This is a genomic window from Azospirillum sp. A1-3 (genome assembly GCF_023806445.1).
Taxonomy (GTDB): Bacteria; Pseudomonadota; Alphaproteobacteria; order Azospirillales; family Azospirillaceae; genus Azospirillum.
Map to the genome: position 1 here is coordinate 791,007 of NZ_JAMSLU010000001.1, position 21,612 is coordinate 812,618.

Annotated in this window: 17 protein-coding genes; 14 read left to right on the forward strand and 3 right to left on the reverse strand. The window is 68.7% G+C overall.

What is annotated here, in order from left to right; genetic code table 11:
- The first annotated feature begins 13 nt into the window (after positions 1-13).
- The 9 genes from accC (at position 14) to M5E06_RS03855 (ending at position 12,918) form a co-directional block, all read left to right on the forward strand.
- Positions 14-1,354, forward strand: coding sequence for an acetyl-CoA carboxylase biotin carboxylase subunit (gene accC / locus M5E06_RS03810; RefSeq protein WP_109074516.1), 1,341 nt, complete (start codon positions 14-16; stop codon positions 1,352-1,354).
- Between the two features lie 499 nt (positions 1,355-1,853).
- Positions 1,854-4,337: a methyl-accepting chemotaxis protein gene (locus tag M5E06_RS35450; RefSeq protein WP_286208613.1), complete on the forward strand. Its 2,484-nt coding sequence runs from the start codon at positions 1,854-1,856 to the stop codon at positions 4,335-4,337.
- Positions 4,338-4,548: 211 nt separating this feature from the next.
- Positions 4,549-7,089 carry a PAS domain-containing sensor histidine kinase gene (locus M5E06_RS03825; RefSeq protein WP_252137207.1) on the forward strand — a complete coding sequence of 847 codons (2,541 nt, stop codon included), beginning with the start codon at positions 4,549-4,551 and terminating at the stop codon, positions 7,087-7,089.
- Positions 7,086-8,732, forward strand: a complete 1,647-nt coding sequence (locus M5E06_RS03830; protein ID WP_252137208.1) for a sensor histidine kinase — start codon at positions 7,086-7,088, stop codon at positions 8,730-8,732. Before M5E06_RS03825 ends, M5E06_RS03830 begins: the two co-directional genes overlap by 4 nt.
- Entirely contained in the window at positions 8,732-9,169 is a 438-nt protein-coding gene (locus M5E06_RS03835) for a response regulator (RefSeq protein WP_252137209.1), read from the forward strand. The genes M5E06_RS03830 and M5E06_RS03835 overlap by 1 nt, the downstream gene beginning before the upstream one ends.
- A gap of 12 nt (positions 9,170-9,181) precedes the next feature.
- Complete coding sequence (locus M5E06_RS03840; protein WP_252137210.1) at positions 9,182-10,585, forward strand: diguanylate cyclase; 1,404 nt, start codon at positions 9,182-9,184, stop codon at positions 10,583-10,585.
- Between the two features lie 18 nt (positions 10,586-10,603).
- Positions 10,604-12,043 (forward strand): response regulator, encoded by a 1,440-nt coding sequence (locus M5E06_RS03845; protein WP_252137211.1) that lies wholly within the window; start codon positions 10,604-10,606, stop codon positions 12,041-12,043.
- Positions 12,044-12,178: 135 nt separating this feature from the next.
- Positions 12,179-12,583 (forward strand): response regulator, encoded by a 405-nt coding sequence (locus M5E06_RS03850; RefSeq protein WP_252137212.1) that lies wholly within the window; start codon positions 12,179-12,181, stop codon positions 12,581-12,583.
- Entirely contained in the window at positions 12,580-12,918 is a 339-nt protein-coding gene (locus tag M5E06_RS03855; protein ID WP_252137213.1) for a hypothetical protein, read from the forward strand. The genes M5E06_RS03850 and M5E06_RS03855 overlap by 4 nt, the downstream gene beginning before the upstream one ends.
- A gap of 20 nt (positions 12,919-12,938) precedes the next feature.
- On the opposite strand, the gene M5E06_RS03860 is transcribed toward M5E06_RS03855, so the two are convergent.
- Both M5E06_RS03860 and M5E06_RS03865 read right to left on the reverse strand, forming a co-directional pair.
- Positions 12,939-13,475: a nitrogen fixation protein NifQ gene (locus M5E06_RS03860; protein WP_502801959.1), complete on the reverse strand. Its 537-nt coding sequence runs from the start codon at positions 13,473-13,475 to the stop codon at positions 12,939-12,941.
- Between the two features lie 193 nt (positions 13,476-13,668).
- Complete coding sequence (locus M5E06_RS03865) at positions 13,669-14,142, reverse strand: SRPBCC family protein (RefSeq protein WP_252137214.1); 474 nt, start codon at positions 14,140-14,142, stop codon at positions 13,669-13,671.
- Positions 14,143-14,280: 138 nt separating this feature from the next.
- On the opposite strand from M5E06_RS03865, the gene M5E06_RS03870 reads away from it, so the two are divergent.
- The 5 genes from M5E06_RS03870 to M5E06_RS03890 all read left to right on the forward strand — a co-directional run bounded on the left by M5E06_RS03870 (position 14,281) and on the right by M5E06_RS03890 (position 20,028).
- Positions 14,281-14,700 carry a secondary thiamine-phosphate synthase enzyme YjbQ gene (locus M5E06_RS03870; RefSeq protein ID WP_252137215.1) on the forward strand — a complete coding sequence of 140 codons (420 nt, stop codon included), beginning with the start codon at positions 14,281-14,283 and terminating at the stop codon, positions 14,698-14,700.
- 171 nt (positions 14,701-14,871) lie between these two features.
- Positions 14,872-16,470 carry a DegQ family serine endoprotease gene (locus M5E06_RS03875; protein ID WP_252137216.1) on the forward strand — a complete coding sequence of 533 codons (1,599 nt, stop codon included), beginning with the start codon at positions 14,872-14,874 and terminating at the stop codon, positions 16,468-16,470.
- 109 nt (positions 16,471-16,579) lie between these two features.
- The gene (locus M5E06_RS03880; protein WP_109151481.1) at positions 16,580-17,260 is read left to right on the forward strand and encodes a winged helix-turn-helix domain-containing protein; all 681 of its coding nucleotides are present in this window, start codon (positions 16,580-16,582) and stop codon (positions 17,258-17,260) included.
- 16 nt (positions 17,261-17,276) lie between these two features.
- The gene (locus M5E06_RS03885; protein ID WP_252137217.1) at positions 17,277-18,707 is read left to right on the forward strand and encodes a HAMP domain-containing sensor histidine kinase; all 1,431 of its coding nucleotides are present in this window, start codon (positions 17,277-17,279) and stop codon (positions 18,705-18,707) included.
- A gap of 232 nt (positions 18,708-18,939) precedes the next feature.
- Positions 18,940-20,028 carry an AI-2E family transporter gene (locus M5E06_RS03890; RefSeq protein ID WP_252137218.1) on the forward strand — a complete coding sequence of 363 codons (1,089 nt, stop codon included), beginning with the start codon at positions 18,940-18,942 and terminating at the stop codon, positions 20,026-20,028.
- Positions 20,029-20,047: 19 nt separating this feature from the next.
- Here M5E06_RS03890 and M5E06_RS03895 read toward each other — a convergent pair whose 3' ends face one another.
- The gene (locus M5E06_RS03895; protein WP_252137219.1) at positions 20,048-21,604 is read right to left on the reverse strand and encodes an MDR family MFS transporter; all 1,557 of its coding nucleotides are present in this window, start codon (positions 21,602-21,604) and stop codon (positions 20,048-20,050) included.
- Positions 21,605-21,612: the final 8 nt, after the last annotated feature.

A 21,612-nucleotide genomic window follows, 5' to 3' on the forward strand; every position in this document is an offset into this window, starting at 1 on the left:
CATTCCCTTGGCGATGTTCGAAAAGGTCCTGATCGCGAACCGTGGTGAGATCGCTCTGCGCATCCACCGCGCCTGCCGCGAGATGGGGATCCAGACCGTGGCGGTGCATTCCACCGCCGACGCCGACGCCATGCACGTCCGCCTCGCCGACGAAAGCGTGTGCATCGGCCCGGCGTCCGCGCGCGACAGCTACCTCAACATTCCGGCCATCCTGTCGGCGGCGTCGATCACCAATGTCGACGCCATCCACCCCGGCATCGGCTTCCTGTCGGAAAACGCCCAGTTCGCGGAGATGGTGGAGGAGCACGGCTTCACCTTCATCGGCCCGACGCCGGAGCATATCCGGATCATGGGCGACAAGGTCACCGCCAAGAAGACGGTGATGGAACAGGGGCTGCCGGTGGTGCCCGGTTCCGACGGTCCGGTGACGTCGCTGGAAGATGCGGAGAAGATCGCCCACGAGACCGGCTATCCGGTGCTGATCAAGGCGGCGGCGGGCGGCGGCGGCAAGGGCATGAAGGTCGCCCGCAACCCCGACCAGCTGAAGGAAGCCTATCAGCTGGCCCGTGGCGAAGCGCGCGCCGCCTTCGGCAACGACGAGGTCTATCTGGAGAAGTATCTCGGCCATCCGCGGCACATCGAGATCCAGCTCCTGGGCGACACCCACGGCACCTGCGTGCATTTCGGCGAGCGCGACTGCTCGGTCCAGCGCCGGCACCAGAAGGTGATCGAGGAGGCGCCGAGCCCGGCGCTGAACGCCGAACAGCGCGCCTTCATCGGCGATCTGGCGGCCAAGACGGCGGCGGCCATCGGCTATCGCGGCGTCGGCACGATGGAGTTCCTGTACGAGGACGGGCAGTTCTATTTCATCGAAATGAACACCCGCCTGCAGGTCGAACACACCATCACCGAGATGATCACCGGCATCGATCTGGTGCGCGAGCAGATCCGCGTCGCCGCCGGCGCGCCGCTGGGCTACGGCCAGTCGGACATCCGCTTCGAAGGCCACGCCATCGAATGCCGGGTGAACGCCGAGAACCCGGAGACCTTCATCCCGTCGCCGGGCAAGATCGACGGCTATCACGCGCCAGGCGGCCTGGGTGTCCGTGTCGATTCGGCTCTCTATGACGGCTACCGCGTGCCGTCACATTACGACAGCCTAATCGCCAAGCTGGTCGTCCACGGCACCACCCGCAACGAGTGCCTGATGCGCCTGCGCCGCTCTATCGAGGAGTATGTGATCGGCGGCATCCAGACGACGCTGCCGCTGCATGACCGCATCATCGCCCAGCAGGCCTTCATCGACGGCAATTACGACATCCATTGGCTGGAACAGCTGATGGCGAAGTCCTGACTGCGTTACGTCTATATTACATGCCCGCAAATGCTGCGGCGAACTGTCGCAGTGTTGAAAGCCCCTCCCTCAAGTCGAGAGAGGGGCTTTTCTTTTATGACGTTTCGCTGATAAAGCCGGCTTTATTCTCCAGTCACCATCTAGTCTTTTGCAAACTGGCAATCCGGCGGCCCTCCCGCGCTTTTTCTCGCAAATTGCGACGCTGAATGCATATGACCGCCGCCGGGCGACTGCAATCCCCCATCCCCCCGGCGTTGCCGTTCATAGGGGGTTTCCCGGAAGTCCGCTTTTCGGCCAACCGCGCGAGCATGGCACACCTCTTGCTGACTTGATCTGCATCAGTGCGGGGCGGTGCCTACCCAGGGTAGACGAAACTCCATTCCGTTAGCTGTGCCGAACCATCGCTTTTTTCCGGCGATGGTGTGTTCCCCTGGTCCGCATCCTGGCCGCGCATCCCTTGCGCTGCCGAACCTGCCCCTTGCCCGACGAGGTTCCGTCCATGCGTCTCAATGAACCGATCACCGACCGCGAAATCGAGATGGAAGACGGCGTGCTGCTGGTGTCGAGAACCGACACGGGCGGCCGCATAACCTTCGTCAACAAGGCCTTCGTCGACATCAGCGGCTATGCCGAAGACGAGCTGATCGGGTCTCCGCACAACCTGATCCGCCATCCCCACATGCCGAAGGAGGCCTTCGCCGACCTGTGGGCGACGATCAAGGGCGGCCGGCCGTGGGAAGGGCTGGTGAAGAACCGGACCAAGACCGGTGACTTCTACTGGGTCCGCGCCAACGTCACCCCGGTGGTGGAGGACGGGACGGTGACCGGCTTCATCTCCATCCGCACCAAGCCGTCGCGCGAGCAGGTGGCGGCGACGGAACGGCTCTACGCCGACATCCGCGAAGGACGGGCGGGCCATCTCTCGGTGCGCGAGGGACAGGCGGTGGCGCGGGGCGGCGCTGCGGCGCTGCGGCGCTGGGTGGCCAGCATCACCGGGCGGCTGACCCTGATCTTCGCCTTCATGGTCCTGTCGATGCTGGTGGTGGGCGGCGTCACGCTGCGCGGCATGTCCGACAGCAACGCGTCGCTGAAGACGGTGTACGAGGACCGGACGGTTCCCGCCGTGCAGATCGGCCAGATCCTGGACCATATGCGCGACAATGTGCAGACGCTGCAGCAGCTCATCATCGATACCCGCGACGGCACCGACTCCAAGGTGATCGCCGGCCGGGAGCAGCGCATCTCCGGCAATGCCGCAACCATCGACCGGCTGTGGGCGGAGTTTCTCACCACCCACCTGACGCCCGAGGAGAAGGAACTGGCGGAGCGTTTCGCCAGGCAGCGCGCCGCGTTCCTGAACGAAGGATTGAAGCCGGCGGTGGAACTGGCGCGCCTGGGCGATTCGCTGCGGCTGGAGGTGATGGTCCGCGACCGCATCGATCCGCTGTTCCAGGCCGCCTTCCAGACCAACAAGGACCTGCTGCAGCTGCAGCTGACCGTTGGCCGTGCCGAATATGAAGGGGCGCTGGAGGATTTCCGCTGGCATCTGGTCTTCGCGGTGGCCGCCGGGCTGGCGGTGCTGGTGGCGGCCGTGCTTTGCGGCTTCATGCTGCTGCGCACCGTGCGGCGGCCGCTTGCCGACTTCTCGACCGATTTCGACGCCATCGCCCGCAACGACCAGACCCACATCATCGACCTGCCGACGGCGGTCGAGTTCCATCCCATCGCCGGGCAGCTGCGCGGGTTGAAGGCCCGGCTGTGCTACGCCGTGCAGGAGCGCGTCGAACGCGCCCGCCAGGCCGACGAGGAGCGGCGCCGCGCGCTGGAGTCCATGGCCTCCACCGTGGAGCGCGAGGCCGGCCGTGCGGTGGAGGAGGTGGCCCAGCGCACCGGCGCCATGGCCAACGACGCCGAAGGCATGTCCGGCTCGGCCGAGCGGGTCAGCATCAACGCCCAGACCGTGGCGTCGGCTGCGGGCCAGGCGCTGGCCAACGCCCAGACCGTCGCCGCCGCCAGCGAGCAGCTGGCCGCCTCGATCCGCGAGATTTCCTCGCAGATCGCCCATTCCAGCGCGGTGACCCGCCGTGCGGTGGAAAGCGGCCACCACACCCAGTCCACCATCCGCTCCCTGTCGGAGACGGTGGCGAAGGTGGGCGAGGTGGTGAACCTGATCCAGTCGATCGCCGGCCAGACCAATCTTCTGGCGCTCAACGCCACCATCGAGGCGGCGCGGGCGGGGGAGGCCGGCAAGGGCTTCGCCGTCGTGGCGCAGGAGGTGAAGAACCTCGCCAACCAGACCGCCTCCTCGACCGAGGAGATCACGCGCCAGATCACCGCCATCCAGTCGGTGACCGATCAGGCGGTGCAGGCGGTGGAGGAGATCGGCCAGACCATCGCCGAGATCGACCACATCGCCGGCTCGATCGCTGCGGCGATGGAGGAGCAGTCGGCCGCCACCCAGGAGATCAGCCGCAACGTGGTGGAGACCTCCACCGCGGCGCAGGAGGTGTCGTACCGCATCGCCGCGGTGTCGGAGGAAGCCGACCGCACCGGCGAGCAGGCGACCCAGGTCAAGCACGGCTCCGGCGACGTCGCCCGCTCCATCGAGAGCCTGCGCAAGGTGCTGGTCCGCATCGTCCGCACCTCCACCGGCGACGCCGACCGCCGGCGCAAGCCGCGCTATCAGGTGGAAGAGACTGGGACGCTGCTGATCGGCGGCGACCGTCTGGCGGTGACCGTGCGCAACCTGTCGATCGGCGGCGCGATGATCGACCCGGTGACGGCAACCGACGGCCGTTCGCTGGCGGGCGCCACCGGCAAGCTGCGCTTGGACCGCTACGGCGCCGAGGCGACGGTCGCGGTCAAGGCGGTGGAGCATAACCGCATCCATCTCGCCTTCGATGGCGAGACGATGTCGCGCGACTTCGATCGGGCCATCGAAATCGCCACGAAGGATCGTTCACCGGTCGACGTGGCAGCCTGAACAGTTCCGGCAATATCCAGCGCCTTCCCAACAGTGGTCGGCGCGGAACTTTGCGTGTCTTCTCCATTCCCTAGGTTGAGGGATGCTCCCCTGTGACAATTTCGCAAGGGAGTCCTTAGGGAGTGAAGGAGTATTATTGGGCTTGTCGCCGGGATCCTGTGCTCGTTCACGCGTCCCGCCGCTTGCACGGAATCGAGGGTCGGCCGCATCCATGGTCAATACCACAACCTTGTCCCCCCTGATGGAATGTCCCGAGCAGGACGCTTCGCGGTCGGGACTCCTCCAGACCGTTGCCGGCCCCCCGATTGCCACGCCGCCGAACACCACGTCGCCGAACACCACGTCGGGGACCGGACGGACGCCCCGCACCCGCCTGCGCTGGCGGCGCGGCCGGCAGGCAGCGGCGGTTCCGCGGCTGTATCAGGCGACCGACGCCGCCGGCGACGGGCTGTGGGATTGGGACATGGCCAGCGGCGCGGTGTGGTACAGCCCGCGATGGCAGACGATGCTGGGCTTCACGCCGGACGAGGTGCCGCCGCATGTCGAGTTCTGGCGCTCCCGCGTGCATCCCGATGACCTGCCGCTGGTCGAGGCGGCGCTGGCGGCGCATCTGTCGGGCGAGCGTCCGGTCTATGAATGCGAGCACCGGGTCCGCACCAAATCGGGGGCGTGGCTCTGGATACTCGACCGCGGCCGGGTGATGAGCTGGGATGCGGAGCGCCGTCCGTCCCGCATGATCGGCACCCATGTCGACATCACCGCCCGCAAACGCATCGAGGAGGAGTTGGCCGAGAGCCGGCTGCAGCTGGACGCCATTCTCGACAACGCGCCGGTGGGCGTCCTGCTGGTCGACCGCGACCGGGTGATCCGCCGCGTCAACAAATCGGTGGCCGCCACCTTCCAGCACCGGCTGGAGGACATCGTCGGCTGCAGCGCCCGCGTCATCTACGGCGACGACGGGGTGTTCGAGGAGGTGGGCCGGCGCGCCTATCCCCGGATGGAGGCCGGCGGCCAGTTCGACGAGGAGGTGGTGATGCGCCGCGCCGACGGCGCCGACATCCGCTGCCGTCTGATCGGCCGGTCGGTGAAGGCGGGCGATCCCGCGCGCGGCTATGTCTGGGTGGTGGAGGACGTCACCGTCCGCTGGCGCGCCGAACAGGCGCTGAACGACCGCGCCGGCTTCCAGCGCGTGCTGCTGGACACGGTGCCTGTGCCGATCTTCGTGCAGGACGTGATGGGCCATTATGTCGACGCCAACAGCGCCTTCGAACGCTGGATGGGCATCGACCGGCAGGCGCTGTTCGGCCGCACCGTCTTCGATCTCGCCCCGCCGCACATCGCCGAGGCCGACGGGGCGGTGGACAAGGCCCTGCTGGCCGACCAGAAGCCGCAGAGCTACGAGACTCAGTTGCGCTACGCCGACGGGACGCTGCGCGACGTGCTGTTCTCCAAGGCGGTCTATTGCCGGACCGGCGGCAAGCCGGCCGGGATCGTCGGCGCGGTGATGGACATCAGCGAACGCAAGCACGCCGAACAGGCCCTGCTGGAACGGCAGCAACTGTTCGAGCAGATCTTCGTCGCCAGCTGCGCGGTGAAGCTGCTGGTCGACCCGGCGGACGGGCGGATCGTCGACGCCAACCCGGCGGCGGCGGAGTTCTACGGCTATCCGCTCGACCGGCTGCGCAGCATGCACATCCAGGACATCAATGCCGCCCCGCGCACCGAGGTGGAGCGGGACCTGCATCACGCGGGCAGCGCCGGACAGCGGCATTTCCAGTTCCGCCACAGGCTGGCCTCCGGCGAGTTTCGCGATGTCGAGGTCTATATCAGCAACATCGTCGTGCATGGCCGCACCATGCTGATGTCGCTGATCCACGACATCACCGAACGCTGCCTGGCCGCCGATGCTCTTCGGCGCAAGACGCTTGAGCTTGAACGCTCCAACGCCGAGCTGGAGGCCTTCGCCTACGTCGCCTCACACGACCTGCGCCAGCCCTTGCGTGTCATCACCAGCTATCTGACCCTGCTGGAGCGCGGCTTGGGCACGTCGCTGGACGAGGAGGGGCGGGAGTGCATCGACTTCGCCCGCGACGGCGCCCAGCGCATGGACCGGCTGATCGTCGACCTGCTGGAATACTCGCGGGTCGGGCGCAAGGCCAAGCCCTTCCGGCCGGTGCCGCTGGAGGAACCGCTGCGTCTCGCGCTGCTGAATCTGGAGGTGGCGGTGCAGGACGCCGGCGCCACGGTGACCGTCGGGATCGCCGGCGACGGCGCGGCACCGGCCGCAGCCGGCGTTGGTATGACCCCAACGGTGACCGGCGACGACAACGAACTGATGCGGCTGTTCCAGAACCTGATCGGCAACGCGGTGAAGTACCGCGAGCCCGGCCGTCCGCCCATCGTGCGCGTTGCCGTGGCGGCGGACCGGCAGGACGGCGTCGCGGTCTGGCGGATCGACATCCGCGACAACGGCATCGGCATCGCCGCCGAGGACCGCGAGCGTGTCTTCGGCATCTTCCAGCGGCTGCACCGTCGCGACGAGTATGAGGGCACCGGCGTCGGGCTGGCGGTCTGCAAGAAGATCGTCGAACATCACGGTGGTCGGCTGTGGGTCGACGACCTTCCCGGCGACGATCTGCGTGGCGAAGACGGGCGCCCCTGTGGCAGCCTGTTCCGCATGGTCCTGCCGGCCCTGGACGGGCAGGGGGAGAGAGGTGGGGAGCGGGGCGGGGAGGCCCCGAGCCCGCAATGACGGTGCAGCCATCGCCCGCCCTGCGCCGGCCGCTTCCGGTTCTTCTGCGCCGGCTGCTGTCCGACGCACGGCGCATCTGGAAGCTCGCCGCCCTTCAGGCCGCGGTGACGCTGGTGCTGGTGCTGAGCTATCTCTGGATGGGCGACGTCTATATCCGCGTCCTGGTGGCCGAATACCGCGCCAGCGCGGCGCTGACCGCCTCATCGCTGGCCAGCACCCTGTCCAGCGCGCTGAACGAGCGTCTCGCCCTGGTCCGCGGCCTGACCGCCTTCGTCGAGGTGGCATCCGGCGCCGGCAACCTCGCCGACCAGTTCCCGCGCTATGCGGAGAGCCTGCGGCGGTCGGTGGTGGGCGTGCGCAACATTTCCGCCGCCCCCGATTTCGTCGTCCGCATCGTCTATCCGGTCGAGGGCAACGAGAAGGTCCTGGGCAACGACCTGCTGAAGGATTCCCGTCCCGGCTTCGCGGAGACGGTGCAGCGCGCCATCATCAGCCGTGACGTGACCATCCACGGCCCGGTCGACCTGCTGCAGGGCGGGCGGGGGCTGATCGCCCGCCAGATCGTCTATGGACCGGTCAAGCCCTGGGGCGCGGTCGGGCTGGTGTTCGATGTCGACGCCATCCTGAAGGAAGTGCGGTTCGACCGGGTGCCGCCGCATCTGACCTTCGCCCTGGTGACCGAGTCCGGGCAGCGGGTGGCCGGCGACACCCTGACGATGAGGAACGACCCGCTGGTCGAATGGATCAACCTACCGGAAGGCCAGTGGGATCTGGCGCTGGCTCCGCGCAGCAGCTGGGACGGGCTCGCCCATGCCGACCCGGCCTTCCGCGGGTTCCAGGTCGCCTTCCTGCTGCTGGCCCTGCTGAGCGAGGCGATCACCTTCATGGCGGTCAGCCGCCGCTATTCGCTGGAACGCCAGGTCGAACTGCGCACCGCCGAGCTTGGCCGCACCAAGAACGAGCTGGAACAGTTCGCCTATGCCGCCGCCCATGACCTGCAGGAGCCGCTGCGCGCCATCGCCAGCTATGCCCAGCTTCTGGAGAAGCAGCAGAAGGGCAGGCTGGACGAGGAGGGCGAGGGCTTCATCCGCGAGATCGTCGAGGGCGCCGGACGGCTGAAGATGCTGCTGCGCGACGTCCAGCTGTTCCTGGCCGAGGAGCGGGTGCCGCTGGGCGGCGGCGTCGTGCCGGCGGGCGACGCGCTGAAGGCCGCCCTGACCGCGTTGAAGCGGCGCATCGCCGAAGCGGGGGCCACCGTGACGGCGGCGGACCTGCCGGAGGTACAGGGCGACGAGCGGCGCCTGCGTGAGATCTTCATCGTGCTGATCGGCAACGCCATCGAATACCGCCATCCCGACCGCCCGGCGGAGGTCCACGTCTCCCACCGGCGGGTCAATGGCCATGACGTGATCGACGTGCGCGACAACGGCATCGGCATCGACCCGCGCTACCGCGACCAGATCTTCGAGGTGTTCCGGCGCCTGCATTCGCGGGACGAGCATCCCGGCACCGGCATGGGGCTGGCCATCGCCCGCAAGATGGTGGAGCGGCTGGGCGGCCGCATCACCGTCGTCTCCAACCCCGGCATCGGCAGCGTCTTTTCCATCCATCTGCCCACCCCCGCCTTCCGAGGATTCCCGTGATGCAGGACCTGACCACCCCCTTCGAGATCCTGCTGGTCGAGGACGATCCGGCCGACGCCGGCCTCGCCAAGCGCGCTTTGCGCGACGGGCGCATCCTGTGCAATGTCGGCCATGTCCGCGACGGGGTGGAGGCGATGGAGTATGTGCGCCGCCAGGGCTCCTTCGCCGGCGCCGCCCGCCCGGACCTGATCCTTCTCGACCTCAACATGCCGCGGATGGACGGCCGCGAGGTGCTGCAGGAATTGAAGGCGGACGAGGAACTGAAGACCATTCCGGTGGTGATCCTCACCACATCCGACGTCGACCGCGACGTGAACGCCAGCTATCTGCTGGGCGCCAACAGCTTCATCACCAAGCCGATGGACATGGACGCCTTCTTCGATGCGGTGAAGAGCATCGAGGAATACTGGTTCCGTGTCGTCCGGCTGCCACGGTGAGGGAGGTCCGCCATGTCCATCGCCTTATCCGGCAAGCCGCCCTTATCCAACACTTCCGACCAGGAGGAGGGCCGCACCGCCATCCTGCTGGTCGAGGATGACGATGCCGACGCGCGGCTGGTCACCCGGTCGCTGACGCCCTATGCCCGCCGCGCCAGCGTGGCGCGCGCCACCTCGCTGAAGGAGGCGCGGGCCTGGCTGCACCGCAATGCCTGCGACGTCGTGCTTCTCGACCTGTCGCTGCCCGACAGTTTCGGGCTGGAGACGGTGACCCGCCTGCATGCCGACGCACCGTCGCTGCCGCTGGTGGTGCTGACCGGCTATGACGACGAGGATTTCGCGCTGGATATCCTGGCCCACGGCGCCCAGGACTATCTGGTCAAGGGGCAGACCGACGGGCCGCTGATGTGGCGCGCCGTCCAGCACGCCATGGCCCGCAAGCGGTTGGAGGAGGAGCTGCGCCTGTCGGAGGAGCGGCTGCAGGGCATCATCGGGCTGGCGCAGGACGCCATCCTGACCACCGACGCCAACCTGAACATCACCCTGTTCAACCGGGCGGCCGAAAGCCTGTTCGGCTATGACGCCGACGACATCCTGGGCCGTCCGCTGTCGCTGCTGATCCCCGAACGCTTCCGGCCGGACCATGACGCGCACATCGCCGATTTCAGCGTGTCGGAGACCCAGGCCCAGGTGATGACCAACCGCCGCGAGGTCGTGGGCCTGACCGCCGACGGCCAGGAATTCCCGGCGGAGGTGTCGATCGCCAAGCTGCACCACGCCCATGGCCTGCTGTTCACCGCCGTGATCCGCGACGTGTCGGAACGCAAGCGGGTGGAGAGCGAACTGCGTCGCATGGCGACCACCGATCCGCTGACCGGGCTGAGCAACCGCCGCCGCTTCATGGAGCTGGCCGAGGTCGAGATGGCGCGGCTGCGCCGCTATGGCCGGGCTGTTTCGGTGCTGATGCTGGACATCGACCGGTTCAAGGCGATCAACGACACCCACGGCCATGCGGTGGGCGACCATGCCCTGGTCAGGCTGGCGGAGGTCTGCCGCGACGAGCTGCGCGACACCGACCACATCGGCCGGCTGGGCGGCGAGGAGTTCGCCATCATCCTGCCGGAAACTCCGCTGGCTTCGGCAACCGAGGTGGCCGAACGGCTGCGTCAGCGTCTGGCGCTGGCCGAGGTGCCGATCGTCCCCGGCGACCATAGGCATGGATGCCTGCGCATGACCGTCAGCATCGGCGTCGCCATGTGCGGCGACGAGGATTCCAGCATCGAACGCGCGCTGGGCCGCGCCGACCGGGCGCTTTACGAGGCGAAGGCAGCGGGCCGCAACCGCATCGTCGTCAGCGACGGCTATCCGGGCCCGGCCTTCGCCGCCGCGTCCGGTCCCATTTCGATCGCGAGCTGAGGGCATCGTCGAGGAAAAATGACCGAAGGAACCTTGACCCAGCGGACCACTGAAATGGTGGCTGCAACGGCGAAGACCCCGGAGCCGGTTCTTCTCGTGTCCTCGCAGGCGGCGCTTGCCCGGCGCTACGCTCCGGTCTTCGGAGCGCCAGCGCGGGTGGAGACCGTGGCCGCGGCGCTGGACCGCCTGCGCGGCGGCGGTGCGGCGTCGGGCGAGACGGTGGTGTTGCTGGATGCCCCCACCGTGGCGGCGGTCGAGGCGCTGGCCCGGCTGGACCCGGCACCGGCGGTGGTGGTGGTGCTGCCGGACGCTCAGGGCGGGGGCCAGGGTGGGGGCCAGGGTGATGGCCGGGATGATGCACGGGATGAGGTCGCGGGCTTCATCGCGGCCGGGGCGCAAGACGGCTTGCCGGCCGGCGAGGTCACTGCCGAGTGCCTGCGGGCCGTGGTGTCGGCCGCCCGCCGGCGGCAGATGCGGGAGAACCGGCTGCGCGTGGCGCTGGCCGAGGCGGAGCGGGCGCGGGGAGAGGCGCAGTCGCTGCTCGACGCCGCGGGGGACGCGGTGGTGGCGGCGCTCGACCCGATGATGGCGCTGACCTCGGCCGCGCTGGAATCGCCGCTGTTGCCGCGCCAGCAGGAGCGGCTGATCGCTGTCCAATCGGCGGGGGCCGCCCTGCGCGCCACGTGCTCGGCCCTGCGCCCGGTCGGACGGGAGGCCGCTGTCGAGGAAAGCCTGACGCTCGCCGCGCTGGCGGACGGTGTCGGGGCGGTGACGGTGGAAAGCGGGGCGGAGGAGTGCTTCACCGGCGATGCCGCGGCACTGCGGGCGCTGCTGTCACTGCTGACGGCGGAGGCGGGGGCTTCGGTGTCGCTGGCGTTGCGCCCGGTCGGCGACGGGGCGGAGCTGTCGGTGCGGCGCCGGGGCGATGCGCGGCTGCGCCCGCTGCTGCTGGCGGCGATCCAGCCGGCGCTGCGGCGGCTGCGGGGGCGCCTGCTGCCCGATGGTCCGGAAAGCGGGGCGGGGGAGGGGATGGTCATCCGCATCCCCGTCCGCCGGATGGAGCGGCCGGCCGCCCTGTCGGTTCTGCTGGTGGAGGACAACCCGATCGGCCGTCTGGTCGCCGCCGGCTTCTTCAAGGCGCTGGGCCATGGCGTGACGACGGCGGAGGATGGGGCGCAGGGGCTGGCCGCCGCGACGGACAAGCGGTTCGACCTGATCGTGATGGACGTTCAGATGCCGGTGATGGACGGCCACGAAGCCTCCCGCGCCATCCGCGCCCTGCCGGGGGAGGCCGGCCGCGTGCCGATCGTCGCGCTGACCGCCGGCACCGATGCCGAGGACGACGCGCAGTGCCGCGACGCCGGCATGGACGACTGCCTGCACAAGCCGCTGACCATGGATCGTCTGCGCGCGGTGCTGGAGCGCCTGTTCCCCGGCCGGGTGCAGGTCGGCGGATAGCGGCGCCCGGCGCAAATTGTCGAAAATTTTACAGAAGCAAAACCATATTCCACTCCATGGTAACCGAGCATCGGTTGCCGGCCGCCGGTTCGGACGGTATCAGTGGAAAGCGGTGATCTGGCCGGAGGATTGCGGATGGACATGCAGGTGATCGACTATTCCCGGCATCGTATCCTGGTGGTGGAGGACCAGCCCTTCGTCCGCCGCACCATCGTCCAGATCCTGGGCCAGATCGGTTTCCGCGACGTGGCGGAGGCCGAGGACGGCGAGACGGCGATGTACGAATCGATCCGCGTCAACCCCGACCTGATCGTCTGCGACATCGACATGAAGCCGGTATCCGGCCTGCAGTTCCTGGCCCGCCTGCGCGCCAGCACGGAGGCCGCCAACCCGCGCGCCCCGGTGGTGTTCCTGACCAACCACACCGAATCGGAGATCGTGAAGCAGGCGATGGCGCTGGGCGTCAACGGCTTCGTGGTCAAGCCGCCCTCCTTCTCCGCGCTGAAGGAGCGGGTGGACCGGCTGTTGGGGGGACGGTGAGGTACGCCATCCTGCTCGCCACGCTGCTGCTCGCCGCCTGCTCCGGCGAGCCGTCGGAGGGCGACATGCGCAAGCTGGTGGAGGCGCACACCCGCCGCACGCTGGAGCGGCAGGGCAATGCCGGCTTCCGCGCTTTCGGCGAATTCCGCAAGCAGGGCTGCGTCGACGCGAAGCTGAAGGGCGGGCAGGACAATGGCGGTCAATATGACTGCTATTACGCCGCCACCTTCGTGCCGCAGCCGGGCCAACCTCCGCTGACCGTCAACGGCAAGGGCCGCTTCCGTCGCACCGACAAGGGCATGACCTTCGAGGATCTGGGCGCGCAGCCGCGCTGAGACCTCTCAACGGCCCCCGATCATCCACCACGCGCGAGGCGGGAGAGGGTCGACAGCGGATCGCCGGCCTCCTCGCCGAAGCAGACCTCCACGTCGTCGCACACCTCGCAGTTGGGGGATTTGCACAGCATCAGCCCCTCGCGCTCGCAAAGCTGGCGATAGAAGAACTTCTTCCATTTCATGTCGCCGGCATTCATCGCCACCAGCGCCGGAAAATGCCGCCGGAACAGGAGGTTGAGTTCGCCGCGGTCGTGGAGGCCCATGTCCTGCCAAAGATGGTTCGGCTCCAGCGACCGGCGGGTCAGGATGGCAGCGAGCCAGCGCTCCTCGTCGGCCCCCCGCGCGCCATGCTCGGTCAGGAAGGCGCGCAGATCGGCCTCCTCGATGGCGTCCTCGCCGGCTTCGTCGCCGTCGGGCAGGGCGGCGACCCAGTCGGCGAATTGCGGCGCGTGACGCGCGGCAAGCTCCGCCAGATCCGCTTTCCTCAACGCCAGCGCCTGGGACATCGTCCGCACCGGATCGGCGGTGGCCAGCGCCAGGATTCGGCCGAAGATCAAGCGATCGGCGGCAACCTCGTCAGCAGCGGGAGTTTGGGCAAGGGCTTGGGCAGGGGTTTGGGCAGTGGGCTGGGACAGGACCACTCGGCATCTCCACCGGCAAAGAGCACCCGCGACGCCTGTTATCCTGACCCATCATGCTGCACCCGCGAAAGGCGCTGCTCGCCTGCCGGCACTGCGGCATTGCGCCGCATCAGCCGGCTGGCCCGTCGATCTCCCCCGTAATCTCCGTCCTGATCTCCGCTGTGAAGCGTTCGAAGAAGCCGGCGAGCACGCGGTCGGTCTTGGCCTGCACCAACTTCACCGCCAGTCGGCCTACCGCGCCGCCCAGCGCCACCGACAGGCTGTAGGTCAGCAGGGTGCGGCCGTCTGCCTCCTCCAGCACCACCAGCGCCTCGCCCTTCACCGCACCGGCCAGCCCGCCGTTGCCCTGGGCGACCAGCCGGTAGCGGTGGGCGCCATCCTCCGGCTCCAGCCGCAGCCGGCCGGAGAAGCGCGCCTTCATCGGCCCAAGGGTGGTGCGCACCCGCGCGGCATAGTCGGTGGCGGACAGCCGCTCCATCTCTTCCAGGACGGGGATGCAGCGCATCAGCACCCCGGGGTCGCAAAGCGCCGCGAACACGCGGTCGCGCGGTCCGGGGACGCTGTGGGTGCCGGTGATGTCCATGCGCGCTCTTCCTTCCTTGCCGACCCGGTACAACAGTTTGGCCGGCACAAATCATCCCGGCAAATCCGTTAGGGCGAACACATCTGGTATTGCTTGCCCGCGGAGCCAAGCCAGTGAAAAAGACGGAGATCGAAAGCCATGCGACAAGCCGCCACGACGCTGACCGTCCCCACCCGCGGCGCCGGGCTGTTCGAGGTGACCGCCCAGGTGCGGCATTGGGTGGCGGAGCAGGGCATGGACACCGGGCTGCTGACCGTGTTCTGCCGCCACACCTCGGCATCCCTGACCATCCAGGAGAATGCCGATCCCGACGTGCAGGCCGACCTGCTGCGCTTCTTCCGCCGTCTGGTGGCGGAGGACCCGTCGCTCTACGCCCACACCACCGAGGGGCCGGACGACATGCCCGCCCACATCCGCTCGGCCCTGACCGGCGTCAGCCTGTCGATCCCGGTGATGGAAGGGGAGCCGGCGCTGGGCACCTGGCAGGGCATTTACCTGTTCGAACACCGCGCCCGGCCGCACCGGCGCGAGATCGCGCTGCACCTGATCGGCGACTAAGGGGCGGCCTGCCTGACATCTCCTTGCCTGAAATATCTTTCATCCGGTCGCAAGGCGGCGGTGAAGGGCGGTTCCCTATGTTCAGGACAACAGCGGTGAGGCGGTGCGGCGGTCTGAAGGCCGGCCATCGCCTCCCGGAAGTCGGAATCGCCTGATTGGAGTGTCGCCGTCATGACCACCCTTCCTCCCACCCAGAGCCAGACCCCGAACCAGACCCAGCGTCCGGGCCGTTTTCGCCGGACCGTCGCCGCCCTGCTGCTGGGTTCGACCGTGCTGACGGCTCCGGCGCTGGCCGGCTGGGCGGTGTCGCAGGCTCAGCAGAACGGCGCCACGCCGCCCGCCGTCACGATGATGCAGGACACCCCCTCGACCTTCGCCGATCTCGCCGCCAAGGTCAGCCCTGCCGTCGTCAACATCTCCGCCACGCAGGAGGCCAAGGCCGAACCGCGGGCGCAGCGCGGCCCGCAGATCCCCGGCTTCCCGCCCGGCTCGCCGTTCGAGGAGTTCTTCCGCCAGTTCCAGGACCAGATGGGCCAAAACGGCGGCCCTGGCGGCGGTCCCGGCGGCGGCCAGGATGACCAGGAACAGGCGCCGCGCGGCAAGATGGGGGCGCTCGGCTCCGGCTTCATCATCGACCCGGCCGGCTATGTCGTGACCAACAACCACGTCATCGACGGCGCCAGCGAGATCACCGTCACCCTGCAGGACGGCACCGCCATGCCGGCCAAGCTGATCGGCCGCGACGCCAAGACCGACCTCGCCCTCTTGAAGGTGAAGTCGGACAAGCCGCTGCCCTCGGTCGATTGGGCGAACAGCGACAAGACCCGCGTCGGCGACTGGGTAATGGCGGTCGGCAACCCGTTCGGGCTCGGCGGCACCGTCACCAAGGGCATCGTGTCGGCCCGCGGCCGCGACATCCACAGCGGTCCCTACGACGATTACTTCCAGCTCGACGCCGCCATCAACCGCGGCAATTCGGGCGGCCCGACCTTCGACCTCAGCGGCCATGTGATCGGCATCAACACCGCCATCTACTCGCCCAACGGCGGCTCGGTCGGCATCGGCTTCGCCATTCCCTCCAACCTCGCCAAGGAGGTGGTGGCCCAGTTGAAGGAGAGCGGCAAGGTCGAGCGCGGCTGGCTCGGCGTGAAGATCCAGGAGGTGACGCCGGACATTGCCGATAGTGTGGGGTTGCCCAGCGCCAAGGGCGCCCTGGTGGCCGACGTCACCGCCGACAGCCCGGCACAGCGCGCCGGCCTGCTCCAGGGCGACGTCGTGCTGTCCTATGCCGGCAAGCCGGTCAACACCCTGCGCGACCTGACCCGCAACGTGGCGGAGACCAAGGCCGGCGATACGGTCGAGATGAAGATCCTGCGCGAGGGCCGGGAGAAGACGGTTCCGGTGCGCATCGACCGCCTGTCCGACCAGACGCAGGTCGCCTCGGCCGACACCGGCAACGGCCCTGCCGGGCAGGAGGAGGTCGCGCCGGTGAAGGGGCTGAAGCTCGCCCCGCTCGACCGGGCGGCGCGCAAGCGGCTGGGCATCGACGATAACGTCCATGGCGTGGTGGTGACCGGCCTGTCCTCTAGCGTCGATGTGCCGATCCGCCCCGGCGACGTGATCGAACGGATCGGCGACACCGAGGTGAAGAGCCCGGCCGACGTCCGCCATCAGGTGGCGGAGGCTGAGAAGGCGGGGCAGAAGGCGCTGCTGATGCTGATCAACCGCCAGGGCAACGAGTCCTTCGTCGCGCTGAAGCTGAAGGCGTGAGGCAAGGTCCGGCCGAATCGTGAGGCTGTAAGAATCTCCTTCTCCCCCCGGGAGAGGGAGATTCTAGTCATGCTTGGCCGGGCTGTTTTGGGAGGCTACACTCGTGCTCATGAAGATTCTCGTCATCGAAGATGATCGTCAGGCCGCCAGCTACCTTGCCAAGGGGCTGAAGGAGGCGGGCCATGTGGTGGACGTCGCCAACGACGGGAAGGAAGGCCTGTTCCTGGCCGGGGCCGAGCATTACGACGTGATGATCGTCGACCGCATGCTGCCCGGCCGCGACGGGCTGTCGCTGGTCCAGGTGCTGCGGGCGGCCGGCAACGACACGCCGGTGCTGTTCCTGTCGGCGCTGGGCAGCGTCGACGACCGGGTGAAGGGGCTGAAGGCCGGCGGCGACGACTATTTGACCAAGCCCTTCGCCTTCTCCGAACTGCTGGCCCGGATCGAGGTGCTGGTGCGCCGGCGCGGTGCCGGCCAGCCGCAGACCCGGCTCAGCGTCGGCGACCTGGAACTCGACCTGCTGTCGCGCAGCGTCAAGCGGGCCGGCAAGGCGATCGACCTGCTGCCGCGCGAGTTCTCGCTGCTGGAATACCTGATGCGCAACGCCGGCAGCGTGGTGACCCGCACCATGATGCTGGAGAATGTCTGGGACTATCACTTCGATCCGCAGACCAACGTGATCGACGTGCACATCGCGCGCCTGCGCCAGAAGATCGACAAGGACTTTCCCACCCCCCTGATCCACACCGTGCGCGGCGCCGGCTACAGCCTGCGCGCGGCGGAGGCGTGAGTCCCGGTGCATCTCCATGAAACATGACGGCGCGGCCGCCGGCCTGCACGGCTTCGTCGCCGCGGGCTTTCGGTTGGTGCGGGCCACGGCGTTCCGGCTGGCGCTGCTCTATCTGGCGATGTTCGTCCTGTCGGTCGGGCTGATCCTGGGTGTCGTCTATCGCACCACGGCGGGATTCCTCGAACAGGAGATCGGTGAGACCATCGCGCTGGAGGTCGCCGGCCTGCAGGACCATTACCGCAATTACGGACTGTCCGGCCTCATCGACGTGGTGCGGACGCGCAGCGCGGTCGCCAACAACAACTCCATCTATCTGCTGACCACGCCGGCCGGGACGATCCTGGCCGGCAACCTGTCGGGCTGGCCGGCGGCGGTGCCCAATGCCAGCGGCTGGACCCACTTCAAGGTCGCCGACTATGGCGGAGTCACCGACCGCCCCTCCACCGCGCAGGCCGTGACCTTCACGCTGCCGGGGCAGTTCCGCCTGCTGGTCGGCCGCGACATGAGCGAGATCGACCAGCTGCGCACCCGCATGTTCCGCTCGCTGGGCTGGATCCTGGGGTCCACCGCCCTGCTCGGGCTGGGGGGCGGGCTGCTGATGAGCCGCGGCGCCATGCGGCGGATCGAGGCGATCAACCGCACCACCCGCCAGATCATGAGCGGCGACCTGAGCGACCGCGTTCCCCGCTTCGGCGGCGGCGACGAGATGGATCGGCTGGCCGGCAACCTCAACGCCATGCTGGACCGCATCGAACGGCTGATGACCGGCATGCGGCAGGTGACCGACAGCGTCGCCCATGACCTGCGCACGCCGCTGACCCGCCTGCGCTCCCGCATCGAACTGGCGCTGCTGCACGAGACGGAGGACCCGGAGGTCTACCGCAGCGTCCTGCAGGACACCATCGTCGAGGCCGACCGGCTGCTCGCCACCTTCACCGCCCTGCTGTCGATCGCCGAGGCGGAATCGGGGGCCAAGCGCCAGGACTTCGTCCCGGTCGATCTGGCCGAGGTGGTCGAACTGGCCGCCGACCTCTATGAGCCCGTGGCGGATGAGCGCGGGCAGCGCCTGTCGGTGGACATCCGCGGCAAGCCGATCGTCCGCGGCAACGGCCAGCTTCTGGCGCAGGCGGTGTCGAACCTGCTGGACAACGCCATCAAATACACCCCGGAGGGCGGGCGCATCACGCTGGTGCTCGACGGCCCGGCCCCCGGCCGCGCCGCCAGCATCGAGGTCGCCGACAGCGGACCCGGCATTCCGGCGGAGATGCGCGACAAGGTCCTGCAGCGCTTCGTCCGGCTGGACACCGCCCGCGCCTCGCCCGGCAACGGGCTGGGGCTCAGTCTGGTGGATGCGGTGGCGACGCTGCACGGTGCCCGGCTGGAACTGGGCGACAATGAGCCGGGGTTGAAGGTCACCCTGATATTCCCGCCGGAAGCTCGGCGGTAAGATCGGGCTGCCAAAAAAAAGCCCGCCGGGAGGCGGGCTCTTCAAGTGACATCAGCGAGAATGACTCCTTGGCGTCACATTTGATATGGGGCGGCGCCCGGCGGCTTCCATACCCATTTTCGGACTATCGCCGACGACCTAGCCTGCTGACTTTCCGCAACGTCGGCGGTCTTTGCGCGTTCTCCCCGAAGGCCGTCCGTCAGGGCGGCGCCAAGTGCGGGAGTTTCGAACGATGGCGATACCCAGCAGGCCAACCGCTCACCATGCCGCCAAGCCGGGCGGCGGGGCGACGCAGGACGAGCCGCCGGCGCGTGCTGGGCGCGGGGAACTGGCCGTCTTCACCTGGAAGGTGCTGATCGTCGCCGGGGTGGCGGCGCTGGGGATCTTCCTGTGGAAGGTGTCGGGCACGCTGCTGCTGATCTTCACCGGCGTGCTCTTCGCCATCCTGCTGCAGCGGCTGACCGGCTATGTGCGGCGGTGGACCGGGTTGGCCCACGGCTGGGCGCTGGCCATCGTGCTGCTGGTGCTGGTGGTTCTGGTCGGCGGCGGCGTCTGGCTGATGGGCACCTCGATGGCGGCGCAGTTCGACCAACTGCGCGAACAGGTGGTCAAAGCCATCGGACTGCTGCCGGACGGCTGGCGCGAGCGCATCGTGGAGCAGGGCAAGGAGTGGCCCTGGATGAACCAGCTCGGCAGCTTCGCCTCCACCCTCATCTATATCGTCGGCGATGCGGTGGTGGTGATGTTCGCGGCGCTCTATCTGGCGGCGTCGCCGGGCGTGTATCAGCGCGGCGTCGTCCTGCTGGTGCCGCCGCGCGGGCAGGGGCGGGCGTGCGAGGTGATGGAGGTGGTCGGCGACAGCCTGTGGAAATGGCTGATCGGACAACTGGTGGCGATGGCCTCGGTCGGCACTCTGACGGCCGTCGGGCTGATGCTGCTGGGCATTCCGTCGGCGCCGGCCCTGGGGCTGGTGGCGGCGCTGCTGGAGTTCATTCCGCTGATCGGGCCCTTCCTGGCCGCGGTGCCGGCGTTGATGATCGCCTTCGCCCAATCGCCGCAGGACGCGCTTTGGGTCGCCGGGCTCTATCTGATCATCCAGCAGGTCGAGGGCAACCTCGTCACGCCGCTGCTGCAGAAGCGGGTGGTCGACCTGCCGCCGGTGGTCACCATCGGCGCCATCGCCGCCGGCGGCGTGCTGTTCGGCATCCTCGGCATGTTCCTGGCGACGCCGCTGGCCGTGGTCGCGCTGGTGATGGTCAACCTGCTCTACATCGAGGACAAGCTGGGGCAGCCCAGGCACTTCCCCAGCGACAAATCGTAGAGCAACCGGTCCTGACCGGTCAGCCTTCCGCCGCCGGGGCGGCTTTGGAACGGCGTGGATCGGCGGACCGCAGCGGCAGTTCCTTCAGGAACAGCGTCATGGCGAAGGAGACGACCGCCAGCGCCGCGGCCAGCAGGAACAGGGTGGCGAAGCCATGCTCCAGCGTCGCCACCACGCCGCTGCGGGCGGCCGGGGGCAGGGTGGCCAGGGCGGCGGCGCCATGGTCCAGAACCGAGCGGCCGGACAGGCCGGCGCCCTCCAGCCGGTCGGACACCACTGCGTTGAAGACGGCGCCGAACACCGCGACGCCGACCGACCCGCCGAGCGAGCGGAAGAAGCCGACCGACGCGGTGGCGGCGCCGAGGTCGCGTTGCTCCACCGCATTCTGCACGGCCACCGTCATCACCGGCATGACCAGCCCCAGCCCCATGCCCAGCGGCACCAGGATCAACGTCGACCACAGCCCGTCGGCCGCCAGCTCCGGCAGGGTGCCGAGCAGCGCGTACATCACGCCCGACAACGCCAGCCCGGCCAGCGGGAAGGCCTTGTAGCGCCCGGTCTTCGCGATCAGCCGGCCGCCGCCGACCGAGCCGAAGGTCATGCCCAGCACCAGCGGCAGAAGCAGCAGGCCCGACACGGTGGCGCTGGTGCCCTGCACCAGTTGCAGGTGCAGCGGCAGATAGACGATGCCGGCGAACAGGACCATCGCCGACACGGCGACCACCGGAGTCGCCACCGCCACCACCGGGCGGCGGAACAGGTGCAGCGGCAGGATCGGCTCCTCGATCCGCCGTTCGTGCCACAGGAAGACCACCAGCATGACGAGGCCGGCCGCCAGCAGGCCGAGCGCCGCCGGGCTGCCCCAGCCCATGGCATCGCCGCGGGTGGCCACGATCAGCAGGGTGGTCACCGCACCGGTCAGCAGAGCCGCCCCGACCAGATCGATGCGTGGCTTCGCGCGGCCGGCGGGCAGGCGCGACAGGGTGCTGCGCGTCATGGCCAGCGCGGCGACGCCCAGCGGCAGGTTGATGAGGAAGATCCAGTGCCAGCCGATGGTCTCGGTGAAGATGCCGCCCAGCAGCGGCCCGGCGACGCTGGCCAGCGCGAAGACGCCGCCGATCATGCCCTGGTAGCGTCCGCGTTCGCGCGGGGCGACCACGTCGCCGATGATGGTGAAGGCCAGCGACATCAGCCCGCCGCCGCCCAGCCCCTGCAAGCCCCGGAACAGGATCAGCTGGGTCATGCTCTGCGCCATCGCGCACAGCAGCGAGCCGGCCAGGAACAGCATGATCGCCGTCTGCAGCACCCGCTTGCGGCCATAGAGGTCCGACAGCTTGCCGTAGATCGGCGTCGTGGTGGTGGAGGTGAGCAGATAGGCGGTGACCACCCAGGGCAGCATCTCCAGCCCGCCGAACTGGCTGGCCATCGTCGGCAGCGCGGTGGCGACGATGGTCTGGTCCATCGCCGCCATCAGCATCGCCAGCGCCACCCCGCTGAACACCCGCAGGATTTCCTGGTGGGTGAAGACGGGATGGTCGGCGGCGGCTTGCGACGGGCTGGCGGCGGTCTCTGTCATGATCGGTC

What these genes read in the sequence shown, in the direction of transcription:
- accC (WP_109074516.1), top strand. Translation starts at nt 14, where the DNA reads ATGTTCGAAAAGGTCCTGATCGCGAACCGTGGTGAGATCGCTCTGCGC.
- M5E06_RS35450 (WP_286208613.1), top strand. Translation starts at nt 1,854, where the DNA reads ATGCGTCTCAATGAACCGATCACCGACCGCGAAATCGAGATGGAAGAC.
- M5E06_RS03825 (WP_252137207.1), top strand. Translation starts at nt 4,549, where the DNA reads ATGGTCAATACCACAACCTTGTCCCCCCTGATGGAATGTCCCGAGCAG.
- M5E06_RS03830 (WP_252137208.1), top strand. Translation starts at nt 7,086, where the DNA reads ATGACGGTGCAGCCATCGCCCGCCCTGCGCCGGCCGCTTCCGGTTCTT.
- M5E06_RS03835 (WP_252137209.1), top strand. Translation starts at nt 8,732, where the DNA reads ATGCAGGACCTGACCACCCCCTTCGAGATCCTGCTGGTCGAGGACGAT.
- M5E06_RS03840 (WP_252137210.1), top strand. Translation starts at nt 9,182, where the DNA reads ATGTCCATCGCCTTATCCGGCAAGCCGCCCTTATCCAACACTTCCGAC.
- M5E06_RS03845 (WP_252137211.1), top strand. Translation starts at nt 10,604, where the DNA reads ATGACCGAAGGAACCTTGACCCAGCGGACCACTGAAATGGTGGCTGCA.
- M5E06_RS03850 (WP_252137212.1), top strand. Translation starts at nt 12,179, where the DNA reads ATGGACATGCAGGTGATCGACTATTCCCGGCATCGTATCCTGGTGGTG.
- M5E06_RS03865 (WP_252137214.1), bottom strand. Translation starts at nt 14,142, where the DNA reads ATGGACATCACCGGCACCCACAGCGTCCCCGGACCGCGCGACCGCGTG.
- M5E06_RS03870 (WP_252137215.1), top strand. Translation starts at nt 14,281, where the DNA reads ATGCGACAAGCCGCCACGACGCTGACCGTCCCCACCCGCGGCGCCGGG.
- M5E06_RS03875 (WP_252137216.1), top strand. Translation starts at nt 14,872, where the DNA reads ATGACCACCCTTCCTCCCACCCAGAGCCAGACCCCGAACCAGACCCAG.
- M5E06_RS03880 (WP_109151481.1), top strand. Translation starts at nt 16,580, where the DNA reads ATGAAGATTCTCGTCATCGAAGATGATCGTCAGGCCGCCAGCTACCTT.
- M5E06_RS03885 (WP_252137217.1), top strand. Translation starts at nt 17,277, where the DNA reads ATGAAACATGACGGCGCGGCCGCCGGCCTGCACGGCTTCGTCGCCGCG.
- M5E06_RS03890 (WP_252137218.1), top strand. Translation starts at nt 18,940, where the DNA reads ATGGCGATACCCAGCAGGCCAACCGCTCACCATGCCGCCAAGCCGGGC.
- M5E06_RS03895 (WP_252137219.1), bottom strand. Translation starts at nt 21,604, where the DNA reads ATGACAGAGACCGCCGCCAGCCCGTCGCAAGCCGCCGCCGACCATCCC.